At 61.0% G+C, this 12,499-nt stretch carries 9 protein-coding genes and 1 pseudogene; 9 read left to right on the plus strand and 1 reads right to left on the minus strand.

The genetic code is table 11. The features are described from left to right. Nucleotides 1–41: 41 nt before the first annotated feature. The 8 genes from FJ546_RS28285 (at nucleotide 42) to FJ546_RS28320 (ending at nucleotide 9,879) form a co-directional block, all read left to right on the plus strand. A complete protein-coding gene (locus tag FJ546_RS28285) occupies nucleotides 42–1,178 on the plus strand; it encodes a DegT/DnrJ/EryC1/StrS aminotransferase family protein (protein ID WP_140892346.1) in 1,137 nt (378 codons plus the stop codon). Next, the gene (locus tag FJ546_RS28290) at nucleotides 1,175–1,849 is read left to right on the plus strand and encodes a sugar transferase (RefSeq protein ID WP_140892348.1); all 675 of its coding nucleotides are present in this window, start codon (nucleotides 1,175–1,177) and stop codon (nucleotides 1,847–1,849) included. The genes FJ546_RS28285 and FJ546_RS28290 overlap by 4 nt, the downstream gene beginning before the upstream one ends. Before the next feature lie 46 nt (nucleotides 1,850–1,895). Continuing rightward, nucleotides 1,896–2,900, plus strand: a complete 1,005-nt coding sequence (locus FJ546_RS28295; RefSeq protein ID WP_140892349.1) for an NAD-dependent epimerase/dehydratase family protein — start codon at nucleotides 1,896–1,898, stop codon at nucleotides 2,898–2,900. Further along, nucleotides 2,897–4,162 carry a hypothetical protein gene (locus tag FJ546_RS28300; protein ID WP_140892351.1) on the plus strand — a complete coding sequence of 422 codons (1,266 nt, stop codon included), beginning with the start codon at nucleotides 2,897–2,899 and terminating at the stop codon, nucleotides 4,160–4,162. The genes FJ546_RS28295 and FJ546_RS28300 overlap by 4 nt, the downstream gene beginning before the upstream one ends. Continuing rightward, entirely contained in the window at nucleotides 4,149–5,411 is a 1,263-nt protein-coding gene (locus FJ546_RS28305; protein WP_140892353.1) for a polysaccharide biosynthesis/export family protein, read from the plus strand. Before FJ546_RS28300 ends, FJ546_RS28305 begins: the two co-directional genes overlap by 14 nt. An 85-nt stretch (nucleotides 5,412–5,496) precedes the next feature. Further along, entirely contained in the window at nucleotides 5,497–6,411 is a 915-nt protein-coding gene (locus FJ546_RS28310) for a class I SAM-dependent methyltransferase (RefSeq protein WP_246686997.1), read from the plus strand. Nucleotides 6,412–6,760: 349 nt separating this feature from the next. Next, nucleotides 6,761–8,515 (plus strand): type I secretion system permease/ATPase, encoded by a 1,755-nt coding sequence (locus FJ546_RS28315; RefSeq protein WP_140892354.1) that lies wholly within the window; start codon nucleotides 6,761–6,763, stop codon nucleotides 8,513–8,515. 26 nt (nucleotides 8,516–8,541) lie between these two features. Further along, the gene (locus tag FJ546_RS28320) at nucleotides 8,542–9,879 is read left to right on the plus strand and encodes an HlyD family type I secretion periplasmic adaptor subunit (RefSeq protein ID WP_140892363.1); all 1,338 of its coding nucleotides are present in this window, start codon (nucleotides 8,542–8,544) and stop codon (nucleotides 9,877–9,879) included. A 50-nt stretch (nucleotides 9,880–9,929) separates the two neighbouring features. Here the strand turns inward: FJ546_RS28320 and FJ546_RS28325 are convergent, their stop codons facing one another. Continuing rightward, on the minus strand, nucleotides 9,930–11,396 hold the full coding sequence (locus FJ546_RS28325; RefSeq protein WP_348642005.1) for a hypothetical protein: 1,467 nt from the start codon (nucleotides 11,394–11,396) through the stop codon (nucleotides 9,930–9,932). Nucleotides 11,397–12,016: 620 nt separating this feature from the next. Between FJ546_RS28325 and FJ546_RS28330 the strand changes: the two are divergent. Next, nucleotides 12,017–12,499, plus strand: a pseudogene (locus tag FJ546_RS28330) (glutamine--fructose-6-phosphate aminotransferase); the annotation flags it as partial.

A 12,499-nucleotide genomic window follows, 5' to 3' on the forward strand; every position in this document is an offset into this window, starting at 1 on the left:
GTAGAGGCCGAACCCACCACAAGGATTTTTAGGAGGTCAACATGCTCTTGGTGAGCGCCCCGATCCTAGGCGTGCCGGAGAAGGCAGCCCTGTCAAAGGTGATTGACAGCGGCTGGCTTACCATGGGGGAGCAGGTGCGCGCTTTCGAACTGGCCTTTGCCGATATGCATGGCGCGCGAGATTGCGTGGCGGTCGGTTCCTGCACCGCGGCGCTTCATCTCATCCTGCATGCACTGGGAATAGGACCTGGCGACGAAGTACTGGTCCCGTCGCTGACTTTCGTGGCGACCGCGAATGCGGTGCTTTATGTCGGGGCGACTCCGGTCTTCGTCGATATCGAGTCGATCGACGTGCCGTTGATGTCGCTCGCGGAAGCCGAAGCGCGGTGCACAACACGCACAAAGGCGGTCATCCTCGTTCACTTCGCGGGCTATCTCGCCAATCGGGAACAATGGCAGCGCTTCGCCCGGGTTCGAGGGCTCCATATCATCGAGGACGCCGCGCATGCGCCCGGCCTGAGGGAAGTGGGGACGTTCGGCACTGCGGCCGCCTTCAGCTTCTACGGCAACAAGAACATGACAACGGCGGAAGGGGGCGCCGTGATCGCCCGTGACTCCGATCTGCTCGACAAAATCCGCCAGGCCCGCGGGCACGGGATGACCAGCGGGACCCATCAGCGGCTGAACAGCCGTACCCCGCAATATGATGTCACGATGCTCGGGTTCAACTACCGCATGGACGAGATGCGGGCGGCGATTGGGCTGGTCCAGCTGCAGAACCTGCAAGAGTGGAACGAGATCAGACGTATCCTGGCCGTCCTGTATCGGCGCCTCATCGCCGAACATTGCCCGGCCGTGACCATTCCATTCAGCGAACCCCGGACGTCGGCTCACCACATCATGCCGGTCCTTCTGCCGCGCTACGCAAGGCGGCAGCACGTGATCGACGAATTGCGGACGCAGGGTATCCAGACCACGATTCACTATCCGCCGGTGCACCAAATGACGTTCTATCGCGAGCGTTATCCCGGCATCACTCTGCCGCGTACAGAGGACTTTGCTCAGCGAGAACTGACAATCCCATTGCACCCCCAGATCACCTCGACTGTTGCCGAGGCGGTTGTGGCTGCACTCGCAAGCGCACTCGAAGGCGGCGCCCAAACAGGAACTGCGGCATGAACGCATTGGACGTTTCCCTTCACCGGCACTTCGTCTCAAGCACCGCTCACGGCTTGGCAAGACGCTCGATCGATCTCGTGGTCGCGGGCGCCGCGCTCATCATATTTGCACCGCTGATGCTTTTGATCGCCGGAGCGCTTCTGCTCGAAGGCGGTGGCTCGATCTTGTTCGCACAAACCCGCATGGGCGCTGGTGGCCGACCCTTCCTCATGTACAAATTTCGCAAGTTCGGTGTGAACTGCGATTCCCAAGGCCTCGCACTGACCGTCGTGGGCGACAGCCGTATGACGACGGTGGGCCGGTTCCTCGCGGCAACAAAATTCGACGAACTGCCGCAGCTGTGGAACGTCCTCAAAGGCGAGATGGCGATCGTCGGGCCACGACCTGAGAGCATGGCTTTCGCCGATTGTTTCCGCGGCGGCCTCGAGGCCGTCCTGCAATACAAGCCCGGCCTGCTGGGGCCAACCCAGGTTCTCTTCCGGCACGAGGCGCATTTCTTCCCCCGATCCGCCGATCCGATCCTGTTTTATCGGGAGGTTATGTTCCCCGCCAAGGCCAGGCTCGACCTCTCCTATTATCCGCGGCGCACCATCGTCTCCGACATCGTGTGGATGGCGCGTGGCGTCCTGGCGGTTGTCGGCTGGGTTCCATCACAGCCGATCGACGTATGAACCCCAAAAGGGAAGGCGCTCCAGTCAGCCAAGGGAATGCGCAGTCATGAGCTACAACGGCAAGAAAGTTCTGGTGACGGGCGCGGATGGATTTATCGGTTCGCATCTGACTGAGGCGCTCGTCCGCAACGGCGCGGATGTCACGGCTCTGGCGCTCTACAATTCCTTCGACAGCCATGGATGGCTGGACGATTTGCCGGACAAGATCCGCAGCCAGCTGAAGCTCGTCCGCGGTGACGTCCGCGACAGCGCGTTCCTGAACCGGATCGTGCGCGGTCAGGCCGTCGTCTTTCACCTGGCTGCGCTCATTGCGATTCCATATTCCTACGCGGCTGCCCAGTCCTATGTGGAAACCAACATCCTGGGCACGGTGAACGTTCTTGAGGCGGCGCGTCAATGGGAGACGGAGCGGGTGGTGCATACCTCCACGAGCGAGGTCTATGGAACCGCCCAGACCATGCCCATCAGCGAAACGCATCCGTTGCAGGGACAGTCGCCCTATTCGGCATCCAAGATAGGCGCCGACATGATGGCGGAGTCCTACGCCAGGTCGTTCGATGTCCCTGTGGTCATCATGCGGCCCTTCAACACTTATGGTCCGCGCCAGAGTGAGCGCGCCATCGTGCCGACCATCATCCGGCAGGCCCTCGATCCGAATTGCCCGGCGATCATGGTCGGCGATACGAGCCCGATCCGTGACCTGACCTTTGTCGAAGACACCGCGGCAGCCTTCCAGACCGCGGGCCTGGCCGGGCTCGAATTCGGCCACGCCTACAATGCCGGCAGCCAACGCGCCGTGACCATCTCCGACGTATTGGATCTTGTCCTCGAACTAAGCGGTTCCAAGAAACCGGTCCATCGTGACGAAAGGCGTTTGCGGCCGCAAAATTCGGAGGTTCGCGCCTTGCTCGCCGATTCTTCGCGTTTTGAGGGCGAGACCAGATGGCAGGCGCAGACCAGCCTGCGCGATGGGCTGGAGCGAACGATCGCATGGTGGCGCGCACGCCTTAGTGAAGGCCGGGTACGGCGCGAAATGGGTTACATGACATGACCCTGCTCCGCCGGCACATGTTGGCACTGCTGCTGATTGCCGGTGCCCTGTTCGCGACTATTTATATGGTCGGTGATCGCGAAAGCAGCGCATCGCAAACAGTGAAAAACCTGCCGGACTATCTTGGCCAAGCAACGGATCCCTGGTCCGGCACGACTTTCGTACGGATCACCGAACCCGGAATTCTCGGCCTCGCGGGTGTCTGCGGGAAGAAATACTGCACCCACCGTTACTCGAGTGCACAGGCCTGGAATGCTGACCAGAGCCTTCTCGTGATCGTCAATGGTTGTGGCATGTGCTTTCTCGACGGGCACAGCTACGTGCCATTGTTCCACCGCGACCGCTCGAATGAAACTGAATGCGAATGGCATCCAAGGGATCCCCAGCTGATGATCTGCGTTGCTGGCCGGCGGATTTCGACCTGGGCGCCACGCACAAATCATGAGGATGTCGTGTTCGACACGACGGCCTACAGCAAACTTCAGTTCGGGCCTTACAAAGGCAATCCGAGCCGCGACGGCAACCGCATTGCGGTGCGTGCAACGCGCAATGACGGCAAAGCGGTGGTCTTCGGCTACGACCTCAAGGAGCGGCGGAAATTCCCGGATATCGATCTTACCGCGCTTCCGGGAACCACCGGCTCCTGCTCGATCTCACCGCTCGGAATCAATATTGTGTGCTCACAGGCTTTGTCGGAAGACCATGAACCGACCTTCGTCTTTTCCATCGACGGTGTCTTGCAACAGAAGTGGATGGAGCACCACCGGCCTGGTCACGGCGACATGACGGTCGATGCCGACGGCAGCGAAATATATGTCGGGATCAGCAAATCGGATCCCGACATATATCAGGTGATCAAGCGGCGACTGGCCGACGGCAAGGTCACCTCGCTGATGAAATATGGCGAGGCCATGCATGCGTCGCTCAGGTCCCTGGAGAGGCCCGGCTGGGTGTTTCTGAGCTATGGCGGGACGCCAGCCGAAGTATCGCAGCACCCGGACTGGGCGCCTTACGCGCAGCAGGTCATTGCGGTGCGCACGGACGGCAGCGGAGAGGTCCACCGTATCGTGGAAACGCATAACGCCCACTTCGACTACTGGAGCGAGACGCATGCCTCGCCCTCGCCAGACGGCTCACAGGTGATCTGGTCGAGCAATTGGGGTGTGCCCGGTGGCCCGGTATATGATTTCGTTACCCGTGTTGAATGGCCTTCGGAGCCGGTGCCGAACCAGAAGGAGATTGTCGCAAATGGCCTTCAGTAAACGAACCGTTCTTGCCGCGGTTGCGGTGATGTCCCTGACATCGATGGCCGCCGCAGGCGAAGCCGAGCCCTATCAACTGTCACCTGGCGATACCGTCGAGATAGGGATAGCGCCGATCCCGGATCGAGCGCAGCGCGCCGTGGTCCAGATGGATGGCAACATCGCCCTTCCCGAAGTCGGGATGATCATGGTCGCAGGCCTGACGGCGTCTCAACTGCAGACGCGCATGCAAGCGCTTTTGCCGACCAAGATCTTTCACGTGCGTCTGGCCGATGGACGGGAGCAGATGGTTGTCGTCAAGCCAGACGACGTGACCGCCATCATCGTGGAGTATCGTCCAATCTACGTGATGGGCGACGTGCTCACCCCGGGACAACAGGCCTACCGTCCGCTCATGACCGTACGGCAGGCGCTTGCCGTCTCCGGCGGCTTCAGCCTTTTGCGGTCACGCGCGGGCCAAACGGGCCCCGATCCGGTTGATCTCAGGCGCGATTACGAAACGCTTTGGGGGGATTACACCAAAGACTATTTTCACGCCGCCCGTGTCCGCGCCGAACTTCAGGGCCAGGCGGATTTCGACAAGCAGACGCCGCAGGGGTCACCTCTGTCGCCCAGCGTGGGAGCCGCGATCGCCCAGGCTGAAACGGACGGGCTGAAGATTGCGCTGAGCGATTTCCAGCAGGAGCAGGCTTTTCTCGAGAGGGGCGAGAAGGATGCGGCCGATCAAATCGAGGTTTTGCAGAAGCGCGAACAGGTCGAGGCCGAGAGCGTGAAGGCGGATCAGGAAGACCTGGCGAAAGTAACCAAGGCGTTTGATGCAGGCAATCTGACCAACACTCGGCTCGCCGATGTCAGGCGCGCCTTGCTTCTGTCGTCGAGCGGTGCGCTGCAAACCTCGGTCGAGCTCATGAGAGCGCGGCGCCAGCAGGAGGACTATGTCAGGCAGCACGAACGCAATGACAATCAAAGGAGGATTGCCTTGCTGACGGATCTGAAGGACACCAACGCGCGGCTGGGTGATGTCACCGCCAAGCTCCACGCCGCCAGCGAGAAGCTGCAACCGACCGGAGCGGCATCAACCCGGCCATTGCCGATTGCCGGCGAAACAATCCGGGCTCAGGTCACGATCGTCCGCAAGGTCGGCGATGAGTGGCGCAAGCTTTCGGCTGACGAAGACACGATCGTGATGCCGGGAGATACTGTCGAAGCCAGGTTCAGCAGTGATCTGCAAAGCGCGGCGATCCAATAGGCCGCCTCTGTCGCAGTCTGATAAAAGTGGTGGGGAGCCTACTTGTTCGATCAGGGTGTCGAACACAACCGAACGGGAGATACAGGTGAGGCTCAATTCCAGGCAAGGGGTAAAGCTGCCGCTGACGAACGCGGCCCAGATGGCTCAGTCAGCAAGTTACGCTTTCGATACGCCTTCAACATCGCGAGTTCCACGGGCCAAGCCGCAGACTGGTGAGCCCGGAATTTGGCAGGAACTGATGTCCAACCAGCAGGTCCACGCGCAGGGTGACCGGGTGTCGGACGACTACAGGGCCAGCCATTGCGCGCCGGGCTACGGCGCGCACTACAACAAAACGCACGAGTCCGGCTACTACGGCGCGCTTTGGGAGAAAATCGAAATACCCCTGATCCTGGACGTTCTTCGCCCAATGGGCGGAGCCGGCCGAAACTGCCTCGATTTCGCGTGCGGGACAGGCCGCATCACCAACGTGGCAGCCAGCGTCTTCGGCGAGGTGGTCGGCGCCGACATTTCCAAATCCATGCTTGGCTGCGCGCAAGTTCCGCCCAATGTGAGACTGCGCCACGTCGATATGACAACAGAACCTCTCGGCGAAACATTCGACGTCGTGACGGCATTTCGCTTCTTCCTGAACGCCGAGGATCAGCTGAAGCGGGATGCGCTGAAGGCGATAAATGAGCATCTGAAGGAAGGCGGGCGGCTTGTGTGCAACGTTCACATGAATGCGACTTCACCCATCGGTCTGGTTTGCCGGCTGCTCAATCGGCTGTTTGGACGCACAATTCGCAACACGCTAAGCGCAGCGAGGTTCAGGGAACTCCTTACCGCGTCGGGGTTCGTTGTCGAGGAGATGATACCTTACGGCTACCTGCCCCGGCCGGGTAACCTCTTGCCAAGGGCCTGTGAAGCGTTGATCTCTCCCTTCGAGAAGGCGTCCAGAACTCTTCACGTTCCTGGACAATTGGCGCAACATTTCCTGGTTATCGCGAGGAAGCGCTAAACGACAATCGCACACTCGAATGGCTCCGTGAAAACGGCCGGAGCCGTTTGGCTGGCGAGCGACTCACCCTCCGAAAGGGACGGCGCGGTGTCGTTCGCACTGCCGGGAACCCGACTCCGCAGCCTTCCCGCATTCCTTAAAACGGCAGTTTTCCCCCGATTTAATGCGTCGGAACCGGGTTTTTCTGGGCGGTGCCACGATTTCGCTACATTTTGACCGAAGGCCACGTACGTTAGTGGGGCGTAAATTAGAAGGCAAAGAGGGATACGCTCCTGAAAACCCAAAAATTGACCGTGGCCAGTGAGGCCAATGAGCTTGCGCAACGATTCCTCACCGGAGGTCGCAAGCGATGAGCTCCGGAAGGATACGTTCGCCCGATCTGCGTGGCGCCATGCTTGGCGCCGTGCCCGGGCTGGTAGGCGTCGGCGTCTTCTCGGCGGTCATAAACCTTCTCGCCCTGACCGGCTCCGTCTATATGTTGCAGGTCTACGACCGCGTTCTGCCTTCGCAGAGCGTTCCGACACTTGTCGGATTCACGATCGGAATGCTGGGTCTTTACGCGGTCTACGGATTGCTGGATTTCGTGCGGCTTCGCCTCCTGGTTCGAATAGGCAATCGTCTCCATAAGAATCTGCAGCAAAGGGTCTTCGGCCTGTCGCTGTCCTTACCGCTCATCGGCGGGCAGGACGCGAACCGGATACAGCCGCTGCGTGATCTGGATCAGATCCGCGGCTTCCTTTCAGGATTGGGGCCGACCGTCATCTTCGACGCGCCGTGGATACCGTTTTATCTGCTGATCATCTATCTTCTGCATCCTGCGCTCGGTCTGCTGGCAACAAGCGGCGCGATTATTGTCGTGCTGCTCACGGTGATAGCGGAAGTCCTTGGCCGCGCATCGGCGGCGCGTGCGTCCGAGACGCTGGTGTCGCAACGCAATCTTGCCGATTCCGGCCGCCGCAACGCGGAGGTTGTGCGCGCGATGGGCCTTTCCGGGCGGCTTGCCCGTCGCTGGAGCGAGATCAACCACGCTTATCTCGCGCACCAGGAACGGCTTTCCGACATTGTCGGCGCCACCGGTGCGCTCTCGAGGGCGCTGCGGATGGCCTTGCAGTCCTCTGTTCTGGGACTGGGCGCCTATCTCGTGATTGGCGGGGAAGCGTCGCCAGGTGTCATCATAGCATCGTCGATACTGCTGGGTCGCTCGTTGGCTCCGGTTGACGCTGCGCTCGCAAATTGGCGAGGCTTCGCGGCTTTCCGGCAAAGCTATTCCCAACTGGCCACGGCGCTGGCTGTCGTCGGTGGGCATGAAGAAGTCATGGAACTGCCGCGCCCGCAGGCGGCGCTTGCGGTCGAGGACCTGACAATAGCGCCGCCGGGCCAGCAAAAACCGACGGTGGCCAACGTCAGCTTTACCCTGTCTGTGGGCGCGGGTATGGCCATTGTCGGCCCGAGCGGTTCTGGAAAAACGACACTTGTGCGCGCGCTGGTGGGCGTGTGGCAGCCACTTCGCGGAAGGGTAAGGCTGGACGAAGCCTCGCTCGACCAATGGAGCCCGGAAGAGCTTGGTGCTCATGTCGGCTACCTACCGCAGGACGTCGAACTGTTTGACGGGACGGTTGCCGATAACATTTCGCGATTTGGCGGCAAGGACGACGCCAAGGGCGTGCTGGCGGCTGCCAGGGCCGCCGGCGTCGACAAGATGATCATGCGGTTGCCGAATGGTTTTCAAACACGCGTAGGCGAGGGCGGGGCAGCCTTGTCGGCCGGACAGAGGCAACTCGTTGGGCTTGCCAGGGCACTTTATGGCGACCCGTTTCTGGTCGTCCTGGACGAGCCGAATTCAAACCTGGACGTCGATGGTGATGCTGCCCTGGCCGGCGCCATCCTGGGGGTGCGCCGACGTGGAGGCATCGTCATCATTGTTGCGCACCGTCCTTCTGCCCTCAGCAATATCGACAAGGTACTCGTCATGTCGAATGGGATGCTTCATTCCTTCGGCTCGCGCGAGGAGGTCCTGGCCAATGTCATCCGGCCCTTCCCGACCCCTGCCGAACGGCAGGCGTCGGTTGTTCCGATGCAGAAAGGGGTGAGCGGTCATGCGTAAGGTGCTGTTTCATGTCTGACGCGACGATGGTTTCGTATGCTCCGTTCGATAACGGAAGGGCCGAGGCGAATTCGGTCGAGGCGCGCGATGATATCAGGGCCAACCTGATCCTGGGCGCGGCGGTCACGGCCATGTTGGTTGTCGGCGGCGGGCTTTGGCTCGGTTTGACCAAGATCGCCGGCGCGGTGATCGCGCCTGCCACCGTGGTGGTCGAAAGCAACATCAAGAAGGTCCAGCATCTGACGGGCGGCACGATCGGGGGCATCTTCGCGCAAGATGGGGACCATGTGCGGGCTGGCGATGTGGTGGCAAGGCTGGATGACACGCTGACGCGGGCCAACCTGCAAATAATCAGCGAGGATCTTGATCGCACAACCGCCCGGCTTGCACGGCTGGAGGCTGAGCGGCAAGGCCTGCCGGAAATGCAGCTTCCGTCCAGCCTTCAAGAACGGATGGGCGACCCGGAACTGGCTGCACTGGTCAGAGGAGAGCGCACCCTTTTCGAAAGCCGCGCAACGGCGTTGACGGGGCAGAAGGCACAGTTGCAAAGCCGCTCGAGCCAACTCGAACGCCAGATCGATGGCCTCAAGGCGCAGCAGGCCGCGGAAGACCAGTCCGTGGTCCTGCTCGACGGAGATCTTGGCGATGTCCAGGCGCTCTTTACCAAGAAATTGGTGTCCAAGGAGCGACTGAGCAACATCAGATTGGATGCCACCCGAGCGCACGGAGAATCAGGACGCCTCGCGGCCGCGGTCGCTGAGGCACAGGCCAAGATTAGCGAGACCGAACTGCAAATTCTTCAGCTGGATGAGCAAAGGCGCAGTGAAGTAACGAGCGAACTTCGTGAAACCGAAGCCAAGCAGACCGAACTCAGCGAGCGCAAGGTCGTGGCGCAGGACGAACTGACCAAAACCAACATCCGCGCTTCGCAATCGGGAACGGTGCAGGAATCGGCTATCCACACGATCGGCGGTGTGATCGCTCCGGGGGAGGTGATCATGATGATCGTCCCCGACACCGACAACCTCGTCGTCGACGCGCTGATCCCCCCCTCGCGCATAGATGACGTTCGTCCAGGCCAGCACGTCTCGATCCGGTTTCCGGCCTTCGATGCCGGCACCACGCCTGCTTGCCAGGGATCGGTCAAGCGCATCTCGGCGGATCTGATCAAGGATCAGCAAAAACAGCTTTCGTATTTCTCGGCGCGCATCAATGTCGAGAACAAGGCGGCCTGCCTGACCGATGCCAAAGTGCTCAAACCTGGCATGCCGGCAGAGGTTCACATAAGCACCGACGAACGCAGCGTCTGGTCTTATCTGCTGAAGCCGCTCACGGATCAGATGTCCAGGGCTTTCCGCCAATGACGTGACGAACTGTTGGAAGCGAGCCGAAAAATACGATCAGCCAGCTCCTCCTACGACGCGGTGAGCGCCCTGCGGCGGACACGGCGAGCGGTGCGCACCGCTCGCTCCGCCGTCACCGGACCCTTCTTGGCCACATCGTTCGTATGTGGTAAGGCGTTCGTGGTGCCACGGAGCCTCTCATAGGGCAGCAGTTCCCTGATCCGGGCGTTGAGCGATGCAATTTCGGCCCGCAGGTCTTCGCATTCCTGCCGGCGGATATCGAGTTGTAGCTGATCGGATGCCTGCTGCAGCGAAAGCTGTGAGAAATTGGCGGTTGTCTTCGAAAGGTTCATCTTGTCGGTCTCGGCCTCCTTGGTGAGGGCCGCCAACCTTTCGTCCGCCACCTGTTTTTCCGCCACCGCGTCGCTCCATTGAAGCTTGAGCCTGGCGATCTCGGCCGATGCCTCGCTGTTTGCGTTCGAGGCGACCTCCAGTCGCGAATGGAGGTTCTGAATCTCAGAACGCAATCCTCGGATCTCGGCGCGGCTGCGTTCGAGTCCGGCATCCTTGTCCGCCTCCATGATCCTGGCGGTTTCCGTCACTTCCGACAATTTCGCCTGGGTGGCCTCGAGCGCGGTGTGGAGCCGTGCCGCTTCCTTTTCGCTCTTGCCGAGCGCGCCAAGTACTTCGGAATTTCGCGCGGCTTCGTTGGCATGGATCGTAGAGAAGGCGTCCAGCCGGTGCCGCGCCTCGTCCTCCCTCTTCAGCGCCTTTTCCAGGTCGATCGACAGGCTGACATTCTTTTCACGCAGCAGTTTGTTTTCGCGCGCGCGCCTGTCGGCCTCGACGGTTGCGGCGGCAAGCGTGTTTGTGAGGTCTCCGAATTCCGCTTGGTTCTTGGCGTTGGTGTTCGCGGCTTCCACAAGCTCCAGCCTTGCCGCAGCCAATGCGCCACGAAGCGCCTCGGCGTCCTGAACCAGGCTTGCCTCGCGCTGCTGCAGGGCCTCCACCATGCCTTCACGCTCATGCTGCCTTCGGGTCAGGTCATTGAGCTTGTCCGACAGGCTCTTTTGCTCCGCCGTCAGGTTTAGATTGGCCAGTTCCAGTTCGTTGGCGCGGAGAATGTCGGCATGAAGGATGTGAAAGAATTCGAAGGTCAGTTGATGTGTGCTTGCGATCTCGGACAGTTTCGCGTTGATCTCCTCGAAATGGAGCTTCGCATCGCGAAACAGCCCGTCAAAGGAACTCAGGGCAGCCATACGGCTCTGCGTGTGAGAGGTCAGCCGCCGCACGGGTTCGGGAGTGCCGGCATCTTCGGCGCCAGCATCATCCTCGGTTTGCGCGCGGTCGCCCTGTTCGCTGTTGTCGTCTGGTATGGGCGGCTCGTCCGCTGCATCGTCCATTGCCAGCGCCGACAGGTCATCCAGGCCAAGGCACTCGTCAACGGCATCAGCCAAGTCAGCTTCGAGATCCTCGAATGACTTCTCCACATTGCTGTCGGCACGTCTGATCAGATCTCTGAACTTCATGCCCTGCATCCCCCTTCCGCATGCCTGGACCCAGCAAGGCTCGGGCTGAGCTTCCTTCTGTATCGAGAGATCAGTTCGGCGTCTTCGTTCAATCAAACGATGCCGGGTGCCGGCGATTCAGCGCCTTAACGGCAACGAGTCTTCGGTTTGGCGGTCGCCGATCACCTCCACCCACCTTTGTGACCCACGCCAGGATGGCTTTTGCGTCGCGCGATCCTTCTCGTGTTCATCTTGGCGTTTTTCGTCGCGTGGACCCCAGCGCCGCTCGCTTTCCGGCACGCGAGGCAGTCGGAAGCGCTTTCGCGTGCAAACCCCAGACAGATCAAGCGGCCCGACAGCCTCTTATAGGGGGCATCAGGCGGCCGGGCCTAACCGGCTGTTGGGTGTGTTTTGGTTTGCCGGCTGCCTCAACATGCGCCTGGGCCAACGGAAGCGCATCATTCGAACGAACTGTTCGTCGGGCGGCAAACTCCGCCACCTGGACCCACGCCACTTCGCAGCATGACGGTTTCTGGTCGCGATTAAGGCCGTAGGCTCCTTCGAATGAACGATCAGCCCGTAATCAAGGCGGGATATCTTGCTTTCTACGGCGATATGGCCGGAATTCTGCAGGTCAGGGGGGCAAAACCATGTGCGGCATCGTTGGAATCGTCGGCCACGCGCAGGTTGCGCCGCTCATCGTCGATGCGCTGAAGCGGCTGGAGTATCGCGGCTATGACTCGGCCGGCGTCGCCACCATCGAGCATGGCGAACTCGCCCGCCGCCGTGCCGAAGGCAAGCTGATCAACCTCGAACGCCGGCTCAAGGACGAGCCGCTCGACGGCACGATCGGCATCGGCCACACGCGCTGGGCCACTCACGGCGTGCCCAACGAGACCAACGCGCACCCGCATTTTTCCGACGGCGTCGCCATCGTCCACAACGGCATCATCGAGAATTTCGCCGAGCTGCGCGACGAACTGGTCCGCGACGGCTATGCCTTCTCCTCGCAGACCGACACCGAGGTCGTGGCGCATCTGGTGGCGCGCGAACTGGCCAAGGGGCTGAAGCCGGTCGAGGCCGCGCACCGGGCGCTGAAGCGGCTGGAAGGCGCCTTTGCGCTGGCCATCATG

Origin of the sequence: Mesorhizobium sp. B2-4-19 (assembly GCF_006441315.1) — a bacterium.
In the GTDB taxonomy this organism is placed as follows: domain Bacteria; phylum Pseudomonadota; class Alphaproteobacteria; order Rhizobiales; family Rhizobiaceae; genus Mesorhizobium.